Source organism: Serratia sp. BNK-23 (assembly GCF_047456145.1).
Taxonomy (GTDB): domain Bacteria; phylum Pseudomonadota; class Gammaproteobacteria; order Enterobacterales; family Enterobacteriaceae; genus Serratia; species Serratia nematodiphila.
This window is the reverse complement of record NZ_CP179900.1, coordinates 2,928,895-2,947,257: the sequence shown is the minus strand read 5'-3', so window position 1 is coordinate 2,947,257 and position 18,363 is coordinate 2,928,895. Positions and strand designations below refer to the sequence as shown.

Here is an 18,363-nt window from a genome sequence, read left to right as displayed (position 1 = left end):
GGCGCTCAAAATTAACGTCATGATAAAAAAAGGCATTTGAGATTTATTGTGATCCTGTCGTCATTTGGTAAATATCAACTGTAGTTTTTACTAAATATTTACTATCGTTTCCGCATTGCACAGGTGTCGGGAGACGTGACGTGAATAATTGGGAAAACATTGAAAAACAGTCGGAGCACCGGTTGGCGCCACGCGCGAGCTTCTTCAGCTACGCGGACGCCGGGCAGGCGCTGAGCTTCGATCGCAACGCCAGCCGGCGTTTCCAGCTGCTGAGCGGCCGCTGGCGCTTTCGGTTCTTCGAGCACCCGGCGCAGGTGCCGGCGGCGTTTTACCGTGAGCCGATGAGCGACTGGGGCGATATGGCGGTGCCGGGCATGTGGCAGCTGGAAGGGCACGGCCACCTGCAGTATACCGATGAGGGCTTCCCGTTCCCGATCGACGTGCCTTACGTGCCGACCAACAACCCGACCGGCGCCTATCAGCGCCACTTTACGCTCGACGCCGGCTGGTGGGATCAGCAAGTGCTGATCAAATTCGACGGCGTGGAAACCTACTTTGAGGTGTACGTCAACGGCCATTATGTCGGCTTCAGCAAGGGCAGCCGACTGTGCGCCGAATTCGACATCAGCCCCTATGTGCGGCAGGGCGAGAACCTGCTGTCGGTGCGGGTGATGCAGTGGGCCGACTCCACCTACATCGAAGATCAGGACATGTGGTGGATGGCCGGCATCTTCCGCGACGTTTATCTGATCGGCCAGAACGCCACTCATCTTCACGATCTGACGCTGGTCACCACCTTCGATGAACGCTATTGCGACGCGCAGTTGGCGATCGACGCCGAGCTGCGCCATCTCGGATCGCCGGCCGCCGAGGGCTGCCGCCTGCAGGCGCAGCTGTTCGACGGTGATCGCTGCGTGGCGGAGCAGTGGCGCGACGATCTGCGCATCGAGCGGGCGCTGATCTGCCGTTTCGAGCTGCCGGTCAGCCACCCGCAGCAGTGGAATGCGGAAAATCCCTATCTGTATCAGCTGTTGCTCAGCCTGTATGACGGCGCCGGCAACCTGCTGGGCGTGGTGCCGCAGCGGGTGGGCTTCCGCGAGATCGCGGTGCGCGACGGGCTGATGTACGTCAACGGGCGTTACCTCAAACTGCACGGCGTTAACCGCCACGATCACGATCACCGAAAAGGGCGCGCCGTCGATATGGCGCGGATGGAGCGCGACATCGTGCTGATGAAACAGCACAACATCAACTCGGTGCGCACCGCCCATTATCCCAACGATCCGCGTTTTTACGAGCTGTGCGATCTCTATGGCCTGTTTGTGATGGCGGAGACCGATCTGGAGAGCCACGGCTTTGCCAACGTTGGCGATTTGAGCCGCATTACCGACGATCCGCGCTGGGAGCAGGCTTACGTCGAGCGCATCGAGCGCCACGTGGCGGCGCAGAAAAACCACCCGTCGATCATCATCTGGTCGCTCGGCAACGAATCCGGCTACGGGTGCAACATTCGCGCCATGGCCCGGCGCTGCAAGGCGCTCGATCCGACCCGCCTTATCCACTACGAAGAAGATCGCGACGCCGAAGTGACCGACGTGATCAGCACCATGTATTCCCGCGTGGCGATGATGAACGCCTTCGGTGAATACCCACACCCCAAACCGCGCATTCTGTGTGAATACGCCCACGCCATGGGCAACGGCCCCGGCGGGCTGTTCGAATACCAGTCGGTGTTCAACCGTCACGCCAGTTTGCAGGGGCACTATATCTGGGAATGGTGCGATCACGGTCTGCTGAGCCACGACGAGCAGGGGCGCGAGCGCTACCAGTATGGCGGCGATTACGGCGACTACCCGAACAACTACAACTTCTGCATGGACGGCCTGATCTACCCGGACCAGCGCCCCGGCCCCGGCCTGCGTGAATATCAGCAGGTGCTATGCCCGGTGGAAGTGACGGCGGAAGAAGGCGCAGGCGACGTGCTGCGGGTGAAAAACCGCTACTGGTTCAGCTCGCTGGCGGACATCACGCTGAAGGTCAGCGTCAAGACCGACGGCCGCCAGGTGGCGAGTTACGAATTCAAGCTGCCGCATCTGCAGCCGGGCGAGAGTGAAGACATGCACCTGCCGGTGCTGGCGCTGGGGCAGGGGGAAACGCTGATCGACGTGGCGGTGCATAAAGACAGCGCCACCCGCTACAGCGAGAGCGGCCAGCGGCTGGGGCATTACCAGCATCTGCGCCAGGCGACGACGCGGCTACCGGCTCCACCGGTGGTCGATGCGCCGGCGCTGCAATGCCGCGAGGAAAATCATCAGCTGCTCGTCAGCGGCGGCCGGTTCCAGCTGGTGTTCTCGCTGCTGAGCGGCGAACTGCTGTCGTGGCGGGTAGACGATGAAGAAATAGTGGGACGCGCGCCGCGCATCACCTTCTTCAAACCGGTGATCGATAACCATAAACAGGAATATGAGGGGATTTGGTTGCCGTATCACTTCCCCATCATGCAACAGCATTTCCGCCGCCTTAGCCGGCAATGGCAGGGGGACGATCTGCTGATCGAGGTGCGCAGCCTGATCGCGCCGCCGGTGTTCGACTTCGGCATGCGCTGCACCTATCGCTGGCGCATCTCTCCGCAGGGCTGTGTCAGCCTGGATCTGGCCGGGGAGCCTTACGGCGATTTCCGGCAGGTGATCCCGAAAATCGGTCTCGATTTCGGCATCAGCCGCCGCTTCGAGCAGGTGGAATACTACGGCCGCGGGCCGGGTGAGAACTACCGCGACAGCTGCCGGGCCAACCTTATCGGCCGCTACCGGCAGCGCGCCGATGCGCTGTTCGAACACTATCCGTTCCCGCAGGACAACGGCAATCGGCAGGACGTGCGCTGGCTGAGCCTGCAGGACGCGGCGGGCAAGGGGATCTTCATCCAACCGCGGCGGCCGATCAACTTCAGCCTGTGGCCGTACAGCGCCGAGATGCTGCATCAGGCCCAGCACATCAACGAGCTGGAGCCTGACGATTGCCTGACGCTGAACCTGGACGATCAGGTGCTCGGCCTCGGCTCCAACTCCTGGGGTTCCGAGGTGCTGGACACCCACCGGGTCTATCTGGCGCCGTTCAGCTACGGCTTCACGCTGGTGCCGTTCGACGGCCGGCAAACGGACGGCGCCGCGCTCGCCGGTTATGACTTCGCGCCGGCCCCTCATCACCCGCAGTCTGCGGAGGAAAACGCATGATCATTCTCGAATCCCTGACGGAGTTTCAGCGCATTTATCACAGCGGCAAGAAATGGCTGCGCTGCATGGAGGCGATCGCCAATGTCGATCGCATCAGCCCGAACGTGTGCCATTCGATCGGCGACTCGCTGACCTATCGGCTGAGCGTCGGCGCCGGCCGGCAGCACGGCTGGCTGGAAGGCAACCGCCGCTACTTCGACGTGCACTACTACCTCGAGGGAGAAGAGATCGTCGAAGTCGCCGACAAACGGACGCTGACGACGGTGGCGCCCTATCAGGACGAAACCGACCGCGAGTTTTTCAGCGGCGAAGGCGAGAGGCGCCGGGTTGGCAAAGGCAACGTGGTGATCTTCGAAAACCACCAGGCTCACCGCTTCAAAGAAAGCGGCAAGGTAAAAAAAGTCATTTTAAAAGTGACGGTGGAAGACAGCTATTTCATCAACAAATAGCGCGACCGCCGATCGATAACAACAAACCGAAGTCCCCTACACCATTCGGAGAATCTCTATGGCTGCGTCGAACAGAAACACCATCGGCAAGTTTGGCCTGCTGTCGATGACGTTTGCGGCAGTGTTCAGTTTCAACAACGTGATCAACAACAATATTCAGCTCGGCATCGCCTCGTCGCCGGTATTCCTGGTGGCGACGATCATTTACTTCATTCCCTTTTGCCTGATCATCGCCGAGTTCGTCTCGCTCAACCGCAACTCCGAGGCCGGCGTCTATGCCTGGGTCAAAAGCGCGCTCGGCGGGCGCTGGGCGTTTATCACCGCCTACACCTACTGGTTCGTGAATCTGTTTTTCTTCACCGCGCTGCTGCCGCGCGTCATCGCCTACGCCTCGTACGCGTTCCTGGGCTATGACTATGTGTTTACCCCGCTGACCACGGCGATCATCAGTATCTTCCTGTTCGCCTTCTCGACCTACATCTCCAACAGCGGCGCAAAACTGCTGGGGCCGATGACCTCCGTCACCTCGTCGCTGATGCTGTTGCTGACGTTTTCCTACATCATCCTGGCGGGCGCGGCGGTGCTGGGCGGCATCGAGCCGGCCGATCCGATCAACGTGCAGGCGATGACGCCGAACTTCAACTGGGCGTTCCTCGGCATTACCGCCTGGATCTTCCAGGCGGCGGGCGGGGCGGAATCCGTGGCGGTGTACGTGAATGATGTGAAAGGCGGCAGCCGCGCCTTCGTGAAGGTGATCATCGTTTCCGGGCTGTTCATCGGCGTGCTGTATTCGGTGTCATCGCTGCTGATTAACGTATTCGTGCACCGCACCGACCTGCATTTTACCGGCGGTACGGTACAGGTGTTCGAAGGCTTGTCGGCGCACTTTGGCCTGCCGACGGTGCTGATGAACCGCTTTGTCGGCATCGTTTCCTTCACCGCCATGTTCGGTTCGCTGCTGATGTGGACGGCGGCGCCGGTGAAAATTTTCTTCACCGAGATCCCGAAGGGCATTTTCGGCGAGAAAACCATCCGCCTGAACCGGCACGGCGTGCCGACGCGCGCCGCCTGGATCCAGTTCTTCATCGTTATCCCGCTGATGCTGATCCCGACGCTGGGCTCCAGCAGCGTGCAGGATTTGATGAACACGCTGATCAACATGACCGCCGCCGCCTCGATGCTGCCGCCGCTGTTCATCATGCTGGCCTACCTGAATCTGCGTCTGAAGTACGATCGGGTGGCGCGCGATTTCAAAATGGGCTCGCGCCTGCAGGGCATCGCCATCGTCAGCGTGCTGATCGCCATCTTCACCATCGGCTTCTTCGCCTCGACGTTCCCGACCGGCGCCAGCATCATGACCATCGTGTTCTATAACGTCGGCGGGCTGGTGGTGTTCCTCGGCTACGCCTGGTGGAAGTACAACCGCTACTCAAAGACTCTGAATGCCGAGGCGCGCTACCACGAAGACATGCCGCTGGCGCGTCTCGCGCTGGAAGCGCAGGAGGGGGCGCCTGCCGGTCAACCGGCGCTGACCACGCCCGCATGCAATAAACCGCTGTAATTGCTCACCTCTCGACTCCGCGCCTCGGCGCGGAGTCTCGCCTTGCGAAAAAAATCCGCCTCTGCGTTTGCATAATACATAAGTGAATACTAATGTGTTTGTATGAACGAAAATGACATCTTCAAGGCGTTGGCCGATCCGACCCGCCGCAGCATCTTCGACAAACTCGCTGTCGCCAGCATGAACGCCAGTGCGTTGCGTGAAGGGCTGCCCATCAGCCAGTCGGCGATGTCGCAACACCTGGCGGTGCTGCGTAACGCCGGACTGGTACGCGAGACGAGGCAGGGGCGCTGCGTCAATTACCAGGTCGACCCGGAAGGGCTGGCGCAGATCGCCCAGTGGCTGGCGAAGTACCGCGCCTACTGGCCGGCGCGCATCGACGCGCTGCAAACTTTGCTGAAGGACATGGATCAATGAACAAACAGGCTGAGCGGCCGCCGCGCGACCGGCTGGTGTTGGAATATTCGCTCGAGGCGCCGCCGGAAAAAGTGTGGCGGGCGCTCAGCGTTCCCGAATTGCGTGAGCAGTGGCTGCCGACGGGGGATCTGGCGCAGGCCGAGCCGCTGGCCGCCACGCCGGGCGAGGCGGTGAGCTATCGCTTGCGCGACGACCAACCGCCGTTTCTCGAAAGCGTCGTCACCCTGCAGATCGTGCCGGACCCCGGTGGCGGCAGCCTGCTGCGGATTATCCACCAGCTCGATGCCGCCAACGATGGCCCGCCGACGGTGATGCGCGCCGCCTGACGCGTTAAACACATTTCCCTTTGTTGCCAACCCAGGAGTTCACCGATGCGTGAGAAGATGATGCTCGTCCCGATGGTGGTGGAACAGACCAGCCGGGGAGAACGTTCCTTTGATATTTATTCGCGTCTGCTGCGCGATCGGATCGTGTTCCTTAACGGCGAAGTCAACGACGACGTGGCCGAAATGCTGTGCGCCCAGCTGCTGTTTCTGGAGGCGGAAAACCCGGAAAAACCCATCCATCTTTATATCAACTCGCCGGGCGGAGTGATCACCAGCGGGTTGGCGATTTACGACACCATGCAGTATATCCGCGCCCCGGTGCATACGCTGTGCATGGGCACCGCGCGCTCGATGGGCTCGTTCCTGCTGATGGCCGGCGAATCGGGGCACCGCATGGCGCTGCCTAATGCCAGCCTGCACGTGCACCAGCCGCTGGGCGGCTTTCAGGGGCAGGCCTCCGACATCTTGATCCACGCCGAAGAGATGAAGCGCACCAAAGACACGGTGATTCGGTTGTATGCCCAACATTGCGGCCTAAGTTATGAAGAGGTGGAGCGGGTGTTGGATCGCGATCGCTTTATGACCGCCGACGAAGCGGCGGCCTGGGGGCTGATCGATCGGGTGCTGCGGGCGCGCTAAAGGGCTCAGGAGTGCGTGGCGGATTGTAGCGTTTGCCAAACCCGTTCAAGTCCGAATTCGACCATCGCGAAATAGAGACTAAAATAGCGCTCCGCCATGATGAAGAACGAACTGTTGAGTTCGATCACCACATTATTGGTGGTGGTCAGCAGGCCGGATTTTTCCGCCGCCTGCAGAATGCGGTTCACGTGCGCGCGTGAGACGGAGCAGGACTTGGCGATTTTCGCCGAGGAGAGCAGCAGAAAGGGGGAGTCCTGTCGGATGCTTTCGATAAACAACATCAACAGCACCATGTGGCCGGCATCTTTGCTGATAAACAGCGCGGATTGCGGCACCAGGTCGATCAGGTAGACCTCCTTGAGCATCAGTTGCCCGTAGGCGGCGAAAAAGGTGGACAGAAAGTCGGGCGCCGCCAGCAGCGCCGCGATGGGCATCTGTGGCGCCAGCGCCTGATAAGGGCGCGCCATTGAGGCGATCAGCGCCTGGGTTTCCGCCAGCGCGTGCGGCGTAGGCTTATAGCGTAACTGGCGTTTGTCATGCTCGCAGGGTTTGACCTCCAGCCGGCGCCCGACCCGTAAAAAGAACAGAAAGGAATCCAGGGAATTCTCGCTGATCATATTCTTCCCTTTGAAAAAGGCTTTGATGTCTTTCAGCGCGGCGGCGTGCTGGTGGTAATAAATGGACAGGATGGTGGAGCAGATGATGAACCGGCTGTTCCTGAAAATGATTTTGTAAAACAGCGGATGCTTCTTGTAGGTCTCCCTCAATAATTCCCCGTGTTTGACGATGGCGGCGTGGAACGCCGGTGACTGCCTGATGATGTTGGCCTGTTTCTCCAGGTGAAACTGTAGCTGGAATCTGCTTAGACTCATTTTCCCTATTTCCTGTACTTAAAAAATGTGCTGCTTTTTATCGTTATGGGTTTGCTGTGTATGGCTTGACGATCTGTTGGCCCTGGTCGTTGATGAGAGTGGCCTGAACGGTGACCTGAGAAGGGAGTGTCGGCGCTGCAACGCCGTCCAGGTGATAATCTCGCGTGCTGAACGGCGCGGTCATCATGTCGCTTTCTTGCCGCACCGGGTAATCGCGCCTGTCGGCGTGCACGGCGATGCGCGCGAACGAGAGATAAAACGCCGATCGGTTTTGACAGCGCAGCAGATAACCGTCCGGCGATTTTTGCAGCGTGAATGAGACGGCCTCGGTCGCGTTTTCGGCTTTCCCCTGCAGCGTTCTGGGCCGGTAGAAGATCTTCATCTGGGTGTTCATCGCCAGCGTCACGCGCGACGCCAGCGGCGGCGTGGTCGGCGGGTTAGGCGGGATCTCATACAGGTTGAGCCAGAATACCGACTCCCGGTCGGCGGGCAGGTTAGCGCCGGCAAACAGGATGCGCAGCCCTTTCAGCGCAGAAGGCGGCAGGGCGAAAACGCTGGGCAGGGTGACAAACGGCGCGCGGGACAGTTCGGGGGCGGCGTTGACGTCACCGTTATCGACCCAGGTTTGCGCCACGATCGGGTAGCCGTTGGTGTTGAGCAGCATCAGGGTTTTTTCCGTCTCGCCCTCATGAAAGATCACCCGCGTGGCGGAGGCGATGATGCCCGCTTGCGCGCCGATGGAAGCCAGCGCCAGCAGCAGGGCGCATCCCATCGTCAGATATTTCTTTCTCATCATTGCACCTTAACCCAGACGTAGGCCCTGGCGTCCACCTTGCCGGCGGTGACGGTTTGGCCGGGCAGCCGGGCGAGCGTGGCGGTGAGCTGGGTGGTGTAGTGGGTAAACCCCGCCGCGGTGCTGCCGCCGCCGCTGGCGCCGTTGAGCACCGGGTACCAGCCGGCGTCGTTGCCCTGCGGGCATTGCCCGGCGCTGCAACGCGCCCAGCCGACAAAGTTCATCGGCGCGCCGTTGCCGGCGTTGGCGAGTGCGATGCCCACGCCGGTGGCGATGCTGCTGTCGGTGCCGTAGCCGCTGGAGAGCAGGTAGCTCACGCCGCCGTTGGCGCTGACCAGCCCGAGCTGCTGCGCCGCGACATAGCTTTCATACGGTACCTGCAGGCCGAGGGCGGTATTGTTGCTGCTGACGCCGGACACGGCGGCGTTGTCGCATTCGATATTGATAGTGAACTGCGCCTGTGAGGTTTGCCCGGCGGTCAACTGGCTGACGGAAATGGTCGGCAGGATCACCAGCGGCGTGACGTTGCGCGCCACGCAGGTGGCGGTATAGGTCAATGAGGAGATCGGTGCGGTGCCCATGCCCATCGCGTTCCAGCGCCCGGTGCCCCAGGTGGCGTAGTTGGTGGCGGAATCGCTGCCGATAGGATCCGAAGCGATGCCGGGCCCCTGAAAGGTAACATAGCCGTTCGGCTGCGTGCAGGTATAGTTCGAATTGCCGGTGGTCGACGCCATGCCCACCAGCGGGTTGCCGGCGCTGTAGCCGCAGTAGTTGCTGGCGCCCGCGCCCGGCAGCGAGCTGATGCGGATCAGATCGGCGCGGATGGCGCTGAAGTCTTTCACCCGGATCTGGATTTTGTTGCCGACGGTGGCGTAGCGGGTAATCGGCGCCGACTGCCAGTAACGGGTAAAAACCTTGCCGGAATCCAGGTGGGTCAAACGGATGCCGACGTAAGGGAAGTAGGTGGCGTAATAGTTGGGGTTGCCGTCCCTGGCGCCCAGATCGAAATAGCCGCCGACGCGATCGTCGCCGTTGGTGGCGAAGACTTCATAAATTTGCCCGACATCGCCGGCATCGCATTCATACAGCACCTTGTTTGGGTCGGGATAGCGGGTGCCGGAGGTCAGATCGAACACGCTGGTGCCGAGCGGCGTGCCGACGGGCTGCAGATAGGTGCTGGTCAGGTTGACCCGGCCCAGCGCCGTGCCTACCCCGCAAGGATCGCAGCCGGAGTCGATCCAGGGGGCGACCCGCGTGCATTGCGCCAGCGCCGCGGGGGCGCCGAACAGCGACAGGGCGAACAGCGCCGGGGCGGCGACCAGATAAGAAATGTGTTTCATCGTCTCTCCTGAGATCAGTTAAACGGGCTAGCGGCATGGGGCGCTGAGCCGCTGAATCGGGCTGTCTTCCGGGGCGGGCAGGCGATAATGCAGCGTGCACTGCTGGCCGGGCGCGTCGCCCCAGTTCAGCGTCAGTTCGCCGGCGCTCCGATCGCTGCGTAGGTACACCTGGTTGGCCTGGCCGACCATGCCCACGCTGTTGCCTGCCGCGTCAAGGACGTTGGCGCCCATCGGGATCGGTGCGTTATCGGGCCGCTGTGCGGTGATCAGCAGCGCCTGGCCGCGCACGGTGTTGAAGCGCAGGCGCACCGTGGCACCGGCATAAGGAGCCACGCGCCGCTGGCCGTCTTCCAGTTCCGCTTTGTCGTTCATGCCCTCGGGGTTCAGCGCGACGGTGTTGTAGTGATAGGGCACCAGCGACGGAGCCAGCGCATAGCCGAAGCGATCGACGCGCGCGCCCTGGCCGTCCATCACCCGTGCGCCGCTGGCGCCGGGCGCTTCGATCAGGGCGAAGGTGTCGCCGACATACGGCCCTAATGTCACGCCGCCGCGGTGCGCCACCACCGCGCCCTGCAGCGACAGGGAGCCTTGTCGGTACTGGCGCGCGGTGGAGAACGAGCCGGTGACGTTGGCGTAAGGCAGGCGGGTTTGCAGGTTGCCGCCCCAGACGCTTTGTTGGCGATCGTCGTCGGTGGTGAAGTTCAGGCCGTAACTGACCGGCTGTTCGTCGCCGACGCTGCCCGACAGCGCAGCCTGATAGTTGCCGCCCTGACCCTGGCTGTGGTTGGCCAGCAGCGAGACGCTGGGGGCGGATGATGAACGCCCGAGCGGGAAGCTCAGCGACAGGGCGGTGACGGTCTGCGCGTTCTGCGCCAGCGGCGCGCTGTAGACGTTATCCAGCGGCCCGTAGCCGCGGTAGTCGCCGTTGCTGTAGCCCAGGCTGCGGGTGCGGGTGACGGAGAGGTTAAGCGCCACGCCGTTGCCGAAGGTTTTCCCCCAGCCCAGCTGGAGCTGATTGTCGCGGCCGCGCTGATCGCGGTAGTCCTGAGTCGAGCCGGACATCGTCAGGCTGCCGAACGCGCCCATGCCCTGATTGACGGCCACCTCGAAACGCGAACGCTGGCGGTAGGAGTCGGACTGCCAGTTTTGGCCGGTAACGGCGGCGCGCCGCACGCCGAGCACGTCGCTGAGATCGCGAAAGCCTTCGGTAGAGTAGCGGTAGCCGGCGATGGATAGCGTGGTGTCCGTCGGGCTGAAGGTTCGGCTGTAAGAGAGGTGCAGCATCCAGCCGGAGGCGCCGCCGTCCGGCAGGCTGGCGTGGGAATAGGTGGTATCCATGCCGAAGGCGCCCAGCCAGCTGCTGTACACGCCGCCCAGAATCATCGCCTGATAGCCGTCCGCCAGCTGATTGCCGAGGTTGAAGGTCAGGGCGTTGGTCAGGCCGTGCTGCCAGGTCACTTCGCTGAACAGATCGTTGTCGCCGACGTAGCGGGAACGGCCGACGATGGCGGAGTAGCGCGACTGGCCGGGGCGAATGGATTCCGGCACCGCGGCGAACGGCACGGTGAAGGTGCTGACGCTGCCGTCGGCTTCGGTCACCACCACGGTCAGATCGCCGGCGTAGTTGGTGGCGTACAGATCGTTGATGGCGAACGGCCCCGGCGCCACGGTGGTTTCGTACAGCGTGCTTTTACCCTGCAGCACCGTCACGCGCGCGTTGCTTTTCGCCACGCCGCGCACCACCGGCGCATAGCCGCGCTGTGAATCCGGCAGCATGCGATCGTCCGAGCTGAGCTGAATGCCGCGAAAGCCCAGGCCGGAGAAGAAGTGCCCGTCGGTAAAGCCTTCGCCCAACAGCATTTCGCTGCGCCAGGGCAGGATTGCGCGCTGCACGTAGCGGCGGCTGGTGTCCAGGTGACCGCCGAACTCCCGATCGTAGCGGTAGCTGGACTGCTGGCGGTAGCGCCAGAGCCCGAGGTTGAACCCGCCGTTCAGGTTGGCGTAGGTCGAATCGAGATCGCGGGTTTGCCCCTGCCGGTAGCTGACGTGGTACTGGTTGAGGTTGTAATTGACGAAGGCCATTGATTCGCCGCTGTCCAGGCTGGCGGGATTGACGCTGCCGCGCGGCCGGCCGTTCAACAGCGCCTGCGGAATGCTGAGATCCAGCCGCAGCCGCGAGATATCGGCGTTCACCATGATGTCCTTCAGATCCCGGCCGGGCAGCAGGCATTCCGCCTCGGCCGCCGGCGGATTCTTCAGCCCGAAGCGCGTCAGCTGCGGCCGATCGAAACAGGGCAGTACCTGCTGGCCTGCGCGCACGAAGCGAATTTGATCGCGCTCGAGAAACTGGCCGTTGAGGTACAGATCGATCTGATAGCTGCCGGGGGCGACGGCGTCCTGCTGGTTGAACTGGCTCAGGGCGCTGTTGCTCAGCACGCTGCCGCGCAGCAGCGCGGGATCGAAGGTGTAGCCGTCGGCGGCGGCGCAGCCCAACGGCAACGCCAGCAGCGCGCAGCACCAGCGTGCGGGCAACGGCGTCGCCTTGCGGACATCGAACATGAAAACCTCCCTGTCTGGTTTCAGCGCGCGACGTTCAGGGTGCGCGTGATTTCCACCCCGTAGTCATTGATGACGCGCAGCGCGACCTGCCGCACTTCCCCGTTCACCGGCCAATTGGCCTGTGAAAACGGCGGGATCAGATCCGCCTGCGGAATGGCGCTGCGCTTCGCGCCGCTCAGAATTACCGCCTGGCTGACGTTGGCGTAGTAGCCGGTCGGGTTGTCGACGCGCAGCGCGTTGCCAACCTGACGCAGGCTAAGGCGATCGATGACGTGGTTGGCGTCGCCGGCCAGCCCGGACGGGCGATAGAACACTTTCAGCCGGTTGGTGACCACCAGCAGCAGTTTGTTCTTGTCGCTGTCCGTCTGACGCACGGCGGGGACCTGCAGGAAGTTGAGGTAGAACAGCGATTCGCGATCGCGCGCCAGCGGCTGGCCGACGAACGACAGCCGCACCATTTGCCCGCTGTGCGGATCCATGCGGAAGATTTGCGGCGAGGCGACAAAGGGCGCATCGGCGTTTTCCGGCGTGGACTGCGGGTTGTTGATGTCGAGCCAGATCTGCATCAGCGCCGGGGCGCCGTCATCGTTGGTGAACTGCAGCGTTTTTTCCCGCGCCTCGGCGGGGTAGATCACGCGATTGCCGAGCAGCGTGACGCTGGCCAAGGCGTGGGTGGCGGCAAAACTCATCAGGCAAAGCGACAGGGCGGCCCATCGGCGGGCGGAACGGGATATCTGCGGCATAAACGTGAACCGATAAAGAAGCGAGTCATTCAGCGCCGTCCGCTAAGGAACGGCGCTGGCATCAACAGGTATGGCGCCTGACGCCGGCTTATTTGTAGCTAATGGCGAACTGGGCGGTGGCGATCACCGAACCGGCCGCCACGCCGGCGTCTTCCGCGTAGTAGCGGGCCACCAGGTTCTGCGAGGTGGAGGTGGCGTCTTTCGCCAGCGTCATCGCCGACGTGGTGACGGTCGAACCGCTGGCGAACGACAGCGGCGTGGTGGCGTCGCTGTCCAGCAGTTGAATGGACACCTTGGCCGCATCGCCCGCGTTGCCCAGGTTGCCGTTGGTGGTCGGGTTGTTGCCCGCCAACACGGTTTTGATCGCCGTATCGCTGGTCGCCGCCGCACAACCCGTGACGTTAACGGTAAAGGTGGTGTCGCCGGCGGTGGCGCCTTTGGTGGCGAGTTTGCTGGCGGCGACGGTTGGCAGCAACACGACCGGGTTGGATTGGTTGCCGTTAATATTCACCGAACAGGTTTGCGTGCTGACTTCGCCTTTGAATTGCACGGTATTGGACGAGGCGGCCGCACAGGCGCCGGAGAGAGCCAGCATGGATAATGCGACTAATTTAACATTCATGTGAAATACCCTTTAATTAACTTTAGAGAAAAGCTTTCCTGACAGTAATAAATTACTGACGTGCGTTTGTTGATTAATCATGTTGCGCAATTGTTTTTTAAACGCGTCGGCAAACATGGATTTTCATCCTAACAAACTAAGAATTTTCCCTATAGGTGTTTTCCGCATGGTAATAAGTTGGTGGTGCGGGTTGTTACATTTATTTTCATTTTTGCTTATATCATACAAAATGGAAAATAGATCTATATCATTGCGTTGCGTTTTTATTGGATCGTCGGTTTTTGTTTATGAAATAATTTGAAACATTCATGCCTTTTTTGCGTATTAATCAAAGTGCTGGCTGTTGCGTGATTATTTGAAAAACATGTTATCAAGTTGTTTTATATCGGTGTGCTTTGCAGGCGAATTACCCCAAAAAAGAGCAGCGACAAGCCGCCTGAGGTATGGAAGCATACTTTCACGCTGATAAGGAGAATTAAAGTGAGAGTGATTTATATCGACGGTTCGCCGCTATGCCGTTTGGGGATGAAAACATTATTGGGAGAAGGAATGATAACCTTATCCTCGCCCAATATTAATATCATTAAAAATATAAGCCCTGCGCCTGATTTAATTATCATGGATTTTCCCCATGAAATTTACCGGTTCGAAGCGTATTTGCGATTTATTCACGCCTCACGTGCTGAATATGAAGGCGTCCGGATACTGTTCTTCGTCGATAAGACTTCGCCGCTGATCCTGGCATTTATCGCGGCGGCGCAGCCGGATGCGATTTTGCACAAACGGGAAGCGCTGCGGGTGGTGTGGGAAACCTGCGCGGCGCTAGTCCGCCGTGAAGAGGCGGGCGAACGGCGCGTGGTGAGCCGGCGGGCGGCGGCGATCACGCCTGGCGAGGCTGCGGTGTTGTGTGAAACGGCCCGTACGGAAGATATCCGCCTGACCGCGCGGCGGCTGAATTTGCACCCGAAAACCGTTTATTCGCACCTCAACAATGCCGGCAAGAAGTTCGGCATCCGTAATCGGGTGGAACTGCTGAAGATGATTGCGCTGCTGTAGCGCGCCGTTAACGGGCCTGGCCTACGGCCAGCCGCCATCGCGTGATCTCATCGGCGCCCAGCCCGGCCGCCAGCGCCAGGCTTTGCGGCGGCAGAGATTCGCCGGTCACGGCATCTACCACGCGCAGGGTGGCGGGGTGGCCGGTTACGCGGTCAACCACGCGCAGCGGCGGCCCGGCCAGCTCGGACAGATTCCATTTGTCGCCAATCTGAATCATCGCCATCACCAGCAGCCCGAGATCTTTTCCCTTCTCCGTCGGCAGATACTCGTAGCGATCGGGACGCGTCTGGTATTGCCGCTTTTCGATAAGGCCGTGGCTTTCCAGGGCCTTGAGGCGATCGGTCAGCGTATTGTTGGTGATGCCGGTCGATTGGCGCAAATCGTCATAGCGCGAGAGCCCCAGCAATAGATCGCGCATGAGAATCGCGCCCCAGCGATCGCCCAGTGCCGACAGCACGTGCGCCACCGAGCACGTCATACCTTCAAACCCTTTTGCTTTCACGTTGCCTTACCTCCGCTTGCCGCCTGATTGCCGAGAATGTTATCGCCTCGGCTTGATGACTTCAATAATTGGAGTTATTACTCTTATTATTGGAGTTTTCGTTTAACAACGGCTGATGGCCTGAACGCCGGCCGGAAAACCTAGGAGACAACGCGATGCCACTGTGGCAGATCTACCACCCCGAACCGGCCTTCAGCGCCGCCGATAAACGCGCGATTGCGCAGAAGGTCACCGCCCTGTACCAGGACTTTTTGCCGCGTTTCTACGTCAACGTCTTCTTCCATGCGTTGCCGACAGGTTCGGCCTATCTTGGCGGCGAACCGGCCGATGACTTCGTGCGCGTGACCATCGACCATATCGCGCGCGCCATGGACAACGACGCGGAGCAGCAGCAATTTCTGGCGGCCTGCACCCGCATCCTGCAACCCTACATCGCCGCACGCGGGCTGCGCTGGGAGCTGCACGTGGACGAAACGCCGTTCTCGCTGTGGACCATTGACGGATTGAAACCGCCGGCGCCGGGGACGGCGGCGGGGGAGAGGTGGCGCAGCGAGAATCGGCCTTCGGTGTGGGAGGGGGATAACCGCGAGAAATGGACATAATGAGCAACGGTAACCGCTTGTGGACTATGAAATAATGCGTACTGTATCTGCCGAAAAAAATTGAAAGGCAGCCTCCAGGAGGCTGTTTTTCGGAAGTGTTAGAATGGATAAAAATGTCGCTTGCAGGGAGAAGCCATGTCTCATTCATCAGCGAGGAAAAAAGTGTTGAATACAGCAATGCCGCTGGCACACAGAGCGTCTCACGCGCGCAGTTGTGCTAACCATGTGGCGAACCGGTTGGGAATGACTCGCAGTGAGCTTCTAATAAAAGTTGAGAAAGAGTCAGGCTCAAATCTGGAATCACCGTTAACTGAAGAAGAGCTGATGAACGCATTCAACTATATGGAAAGCCTTTAGGATTAGGCCGCTTTAAGCCGCACAAACATCTAATATTGAGCGTTCAGATTGGAAAAGAGGCCAGTACCGTTCTTTAAGCATTGATCATGGGATCGGATACTTTAACTCTATTTCAGGTGCATCAGCTAAATGTCTGCCAGAGCGGGCCATTAAATAGCCGGCAATCTCTTCAGTTGTCAGTTCAACATGGAACATATCAGGATCCTGGAACCATTCATCCGGCCAAAAAATGAGGTCTGACGGATTGCCATCAAAATTTTTCTCAAGCAGTGCAAGAGCGAAATTTTGTTCGGATTCCTTGCTTTTGGCATCAGACACACAGCGAATTGTCTGAACTAATTCATCCCAGGTAAAATCCATATAGAATTTTTCCAGATTGAAAGCCATGCGGGTAAACTCCTCGGCACTGGCCCAGGAGGAGAAATCTCTGAAATCTGAAAACGTATAGGGGCATGCAACCTGGCTGTTCCATTTGACTATCATTGCTTCTAAAACGGAATCTTGTTCGTCAAAACCTTCGTCAATTCTTGAAAGTATCTGCTTAGCTTTGTTTGCCAGCTCATTGATCTTTTTGCTACTGACTTTTGTGGGTCTCATTCGGTCAGGTAGAGGCATCGCTATCATCCCTGTCTAGCTTACTCATATCCAATGGGGGAACTATCTTACTGCAGATGCGGAAGTATTAAGTAGCATAAAATTCAATCATGCCGGATAGATGGGTAAACTTTCCGTTGCGCATCGCAATGTTAAGTACGTTTCGCCTCCAGCATTAGATCCCAATAGATCCCAATCTTTACTCCGATAAGCCAAAACGCAGAACCGAGAGACAAAAAAATCCACGCCGAAGCGTGGATTTTTCCGTTTCCGGCAGCGGAGAGAAACGCTGCGGGGAAGGGGTTAGACGTTGAACAAGAAGTTCATCACGTCGCCGTCTTTGACGATGTAGTCTTTACCTTCGGAACGCATTTTGCCGGCTTCTTTGGCGCCTTGCTCACCCTTGTAGGTGATGAAGTCGTCAAAGGCGATGGTTTGCGCGCGGATAAAGCCTTTCTCGAAGTCGGTGTGGATCTTGCCGGCCGCCTGCGGGGCGGTGGCGCCGACCGGGATGGTCCAGGCGCGCACTTCTTTCACGCCGGCGGTGAAGTAGGTTTGCAGGTTCAGCAGCTCGTAACCGGCGCGGATCACGCGGTTCAGGCCCGGCTCTTCCAGGCCCAGCTCGGCCATGAACTCGTCGCGCTCTTCGTCTTCCAGCTCGGCGATATCGGATTCCACAGCGGCGCACACGGCAACTACCACGGAGCCTTCGGCATCGGCGATTTTACGCACGGTGTCCAGGTACGGGTTGTTCTCGAAGCCGTCTTCGTTGACGTTGGCGATGTACATGGTCGGCTTCAGCGTCAGGAAGCTCAGGTATTTGATCGCCGCTTTGTCTTCCGCAGTCAGATCCAGCGCGCGCAGCATGCCGGCGTTTTCCAGGTGCGGCAGGCATTTCTCCAGCGCCGCCAGCTCGGCCTTGGCGTCTTTGTCGCCGCCTTTGGCTTTTTTCTGCACGCGGTGGATAGCGCGTTCGCAGGTGTCCAGGTCAGACAGCGCCAACTCGGTGTTGATGACGTCGATATCTTCGGCCGGATCGACCTTGTTGTTGACGTGAATGATGTTGTCGTTCTCGAAGCAGCGCACCACGTGGCCGATGGCTTCGGTTTCGCGGATGTTGGTCAGGAACTGGTTGCCCAGGCCTTCACCTTTAGACGCGCCTTTCACCAGGCCGGCGATGTCGACGAATTCCATGGTGGTTGGCAGAATGCGCTGCGGCTTGACGATCTCGGCCAGCTTATCCAGACGCGGATCGGGCATCGGCACCACACCGGTGTTCGGTTCAATGGTGCAGAACGGGAAGTTGGCTGCTTCAATGCCCGCTTTGGTCAACGCGTTGAACAGGGTGGATTTGCCTACGTTAGGCAGGCCGACGATACCGCATTTGAATCCCATGTTGTAATCACCTTAAATATCTTAACTATCAGCTGGTTAGATTTAACCGACTGCATAAAGGGCAAAATAATGCCGCCATTATACACGTAATGGGCGTTTATCTCGATCAGACTTGCTTGGCCGGGGCGAACGCAGCGCGGACGGCCGGTTTTTATTTGAGATTTGGATCACATTTACCCATACTGGCCATTCCGATTAACCGACAGGAAACGCGCCGGATGTATTTCTTGCCTACGCCACCCTGAGCTGTGCCCGCCTGCACTCTGCCGCCCCTTGCGGCTCCCCATACCCGCTACGCGGGGAGAT

Annotated in this window: 18 protein-coding genes; 9 read left to right on the top strand and 9 right to left on the bottom strand. The window is 59.7% G+C overall.

What is annotated here, in order from left to right; translation table 11 throughout:
- Nucleotides 1-140: 140 nt before the first annotated feature.
- The 6 genes from ebgA (at nt 141) to ACMGF9_RS13945 (ending at nt 6,622) form a co-directional block, all read left to right on the top strand.
- A complete protein-coding gene (gene ebgA / locus ACMGF9_RS13970) occupies nt 141-3,230 on the top strand; it encodes a beta-galactosidase subunit alpha (RefSeq protein ID WP_118892127.1) in 3,090 nt (1,029 codons plus the stop codon).
- The gene (locus tag ACMGF9_RS13965) at nt 3,227-3,679 is read left to right on the top strand and encodes a beta-galactosidase subunit beta (RefSeq protein WP_414160290.1); all 453 of its coding nucleotides are present in this window, start codon (nt 3,227-3,229) and stop codon (nt 3,677-3,679) included. Before ebgA ends, ACMGF9_RS13965 begins: the two co-directional genes overlap by 4 nt.
- A gap of 58 nt (nt 3,680-3,737) precedes the next feature.
- Nucleotides 3,738-5,240, top strand: coding sequence for an amino acid permease (locus ACMGF9_RS13960; RefSeq protein WP_004941005.1), 1,503 nt, complete (start codon nt 3,738-3,740; stop codon nt 5,238-5,240).
- Nucleotides 5,241-5,342: 102 nt separating this feature from the next.
- Entirely contained in the window at nt 5,343-5,657 is a 315-nt protein-coding gene (locus ACMGF9_RS13955; RefSeq protein ID WP_004941008.1) for an ArsR/SmtB family transcription factor, read from the top strand.
- Nucleotides 5,654-5,983 carry an SRPBCC family protein gene (locus tag ACMGF9_RS13950; protein WP_021504837.1) on the top strand — a complete coding sequence of 110 codons (330 nt, stop codon included), beginning with the start codon at nt 5,654-5,656 and terminating at the stop codon, nt 5,981-5,983. Before ACMGF9_RS13955 ends, ACMGF9_RS13950 begins: the two co-directional genes overlap by 4 nt.
- A 45-nt stretch (nt 5,984-6,028) precedes the next feature.
- A complete protein-coding gene (locus ACMGF9_RS13945; protein WP_015377556.1) occupies nt 6,029-6,622 on the top strand; it encodes an ATP-dependent Clp protease proteolytic subunit in 594 nt (197 codons plus the stop codon).
- A gap of 5 nt (nt 6,623-6,627) precedes the next feature.
- Here ACMGF9_RS13945 and ACMGF9_RS13940 read toward each other — a convergent pair whose 3' ends face one another.
- From ACMGF9_RS13940 to ACMGF9_RS13915, 6 genes are all read right to left on the bottom strand, one after another.
- Complete coding sequence (locus ACMGF9_RS13940) at nt 6,628-7,494, bottom strand: hypothetical protein (RefSeq protein WP_015377557.1); 867 nt, start codon at nt 7,492-7,494, stop codon at nt 6,628-6,630.
- A gap of 43 nt (nt 7,495-7,537) precedes the next feature.
- Nucleotides 7,538-8,290, bottom strand: a complete 753-nt coding sequence (locus ACMGF9_RS13935) for a molecular chaperone (protein WP_240644377.1) — start codon at nt 8,288-8,290, stop codon at nt 7,538-7,540.
- Nucleotides 8,287-9,627: a fimbrial protein gene (locus ACMGF9_RS13930; protein WP_015377559.1), complete on the bottom strand. Its 1,341-nt coding sequence runs from the start codon at nt 9,625-9,627 to the stop codon at nt 8,287-8,289. The genes ACMGF9_RS13935 and ACMGF9_RS13930 overlap by 4 nt, the downstream gene beginning before the upstream one ends.
- 27 nt (nt 9,628-9,654) lie before the next feature.
- Nucleotides 9,655-12,186 carry a fimbria/pilus outer membrane usher protein gene (locus ACMGF9_RS13925; RefSeq protein ID WP_118892125.1) on the bottom strand — a complete coding sequence of 844 codons (2,532 nt, stop codon included), beginning with the start codon at nt 12,184-12,186 and terminating at the stop codon, nt 9,655-9,657.
- Between the two features lie 20 nt (nt 12,187-12,206).
- Nucleotides 12,207-12,929, bottom strand: a complete 723-nt coding sequence (locus tag ACMGF9_RS13920) for a molecular chaperone (protein ID WP_118892124.1) — start codon at nt 12,927-12,929, stop codon at nt 12,207-12,209.
- A gap of 88 nt (nt 12,930-13,017) precedes the next feature.
- Complete coding sequence (locus tag ACMGF9_RS13915; protein WP_118892123.1) at nt 13,018-13,551, bottom strand: fimbrial protein; 534 nt, start codon at nt 13,549-13,551, stop codon at nt 13,018-13,020.
- A gap of 480 nt (nt 13,552-14,031) precedes the next feature.
- Between ACMGF9_RS13915 and ACMGF9_RS13910 the strand changes: the two genes are divergently transcribed.
- Complete coding sequence (locus ACMGF9_RS13910; protein ID WP_031300100.1) at nt 14,032-14,607, top strand: helix-turn-helix transcriptional regulator; 576 nt, start codon at nt 14,032-14,034, stop codon at nt 14,605-14,607.
- Nucleotides 14,608-14,614: 7 nt separating this feature from the next.
- Here the strand turns inward: ACMGF9_RS13910 and ACMGF9_RS13905 are convergent, their stop codons facing one another.
- On the bottom strand, nt 14,615-15,109 hold the full coding sequence (locus tag ACMGF9_RS13905; protein ID WP_414160289.1) for a winged helix-turn-helix transcriptional regulator: 495 nt from the start codon (nt 15,107-15,109) through the stop codon (nt 14,615-14,617).
- 155 nt (nt 15,110-15,264) lie between these two features.
- On the opposite strand from ACMGF9_RS13905, the gene ACMGF9_RS13900 reads away from it, so the two are divergent.
- Nucleotides 15,265-15,711: a tautomerase family protein gene (locus ACMGF9_RS13900; protein ID WP_021504831.1), complete on the top strand. Its 447-nt coding sequence runs from the start codon at nt 15,265-15,267 to the stop codon at nt 15,709-15,711.
- A 135-nt stretch (nt 15,712-15,846) separates the two neighbouring features.
- Nucleotides 15,847-16,068 carry a hypothetical protein gene (locus ACMGF9_RS13895; protein ID WP_015377567.1) on the top strand — a complete coding sequence of 74 codons (222 nt, stop codon included), beginning with the start codon at nt 15,847-15,849 and terminating at the stop codon, nt 16,066-16,068.
- Between the two features lie 84 nt (nt 16,069-16,152).
- Here the strand turns inward: ACMGF9_RS13895 and ACMGF9_RS13890 are convergent, their stop codons facing one another.
- Nucleotides 16,153-16,683, bottom strand: a complete 531-nt coding sequence (locus ACMGF9_RS13890) for a hypothetical protein (protein WP_015377568.1) — start codon at nt 16,681-16,683, stop codon at nt 16,153-16,155.
- A gap of 282 nt (nt 16,684-16,965) precedes the next feature.
- On the bottom strand, nt 16,966-18,057 hold the full coding sequence (gene ychF, locus ACMGF9_RS13885; protein ID WP_004941048.1) for a redox-regulated ATPase YchF: 1,092 nt from the start codon (nt 18,055-18,057) through the stop codon (nt 16,966-16,968).
- Nucleotides 18,058-18,363 lie beyond the last annotated feature (306 nt).

Excerpts from the sequence above, each read along its gene's own strand:
- ACMGF9_RS13915 (WP_118892123.1), bottom strand. The coding sequence starts at position 13,551 with ATGAATGTTAAATTAGTCGCATTATCCATGCTGGCTCTCTCCGGCGCC.
- ACMGF9_RS13955 (WP_004941008.1), top strand. The coding sequence starts at position 5,343 with ATGAACGAAAATGACATCTTCAAGGCGTTGGCCGATCCGACCCGCCGC.
- ACMGF9_RS13920 (WP_118892124.1), bottom strand. The coding sequence starts at position 12,929 with ATGCCGCAGATATCCCGTTCCGCCCGCCGATGGGCCGCCCTGTCGCTT.
- ACMGF9_RS13945 (WP_015377556.1), top strand. The coding sequence starts at position 6,029 with ATGCGTGAGAAGATGATGCTCGTCCCGATGGTGGTGGAACAGACCAGC.
- ychF (WP_004941048.1), bottom strand. The coding sequence starts at position 18,057 with ATGGGATTCAAATGCGGTATCGTCGGCCTGCCTAACGTAGGCAAATCC.
- ACMGF9_RS13965 (WP_414160290.1), top strand. The coding sequence starts at position 3,227 with ATGATCATTCTCGAATCCCTGACGGAGTTTCAGCGCATTTATCACAGC.
- ACMGF9_RS13895 (WP_015377567.1), top strand. The coding sequence starts at position 15,847 with ATGTCTCATTCATCAGCGAGGAAAAAAGTGTTGAATACAGCAATGCCG.
- ACMGF9_RS13900 (WP_021504831.1), top strand. The coding sequence starts at position 15,265 with ATGCCACTGTGGCAGATCTACCACCCCGAACCGGCCTTCAGCGCCGCC.
- ACMGF9_RS13940 (WP_015377557.1), bottom strand. The coding sequence starts at position 7,494 with ATGAGTCTAAGCAGATTCCAGCTACAGTTTCACCTGGAGAAACAGGCC.
- ACMGF9_RS13930 (WP_015377559.1), bottom strand. The coding sequence starts at position 9,627 with ATGAAACACATTTCTTATCTGGTCGCCGCCCCGGCGCTGTTCGCCCTG.
- ACMGF9_RS13890 (WP_015377568.1), bottom strand. The coding sequence starts at position 16,683 with ATGCCTCTACCTGACCGAATGAGACCCACAAAAGTCAGTAGCAAAAAG.
- ACMGF9_RS13950 (WP_021504837.1), top strand. The coding sequence starts at position 5,654 with ATGAACAAACAGGCTGAGCGGCCGCCGCGCGACCGGCTGGTGTTGGAA.
- ACMGF9_RS13925 (WP_118892125.1), bottom strand. The coding sequence starts at position 12,186 with ATGTTCGATGTCCGCAAGGCGACGCCGTTGCCCGCACGCTGGTGCTGC.
- ACMGF9_RS13960 (WP_004941005.1), top strand. The coding sequence starts at position 3,738 with ATGGCTGCGTCGAACAGAAACACCATCGGCAAGTTTGGCCTGCTGTCG.
- ACMGF9_RS13935 (WP_240644377.1), bottom strand. The coding sequence starts at position 8,290 with ATGATGAGAAAGAAATATCTGACGATGGGATGCGCCCTGCTGCTGGCG.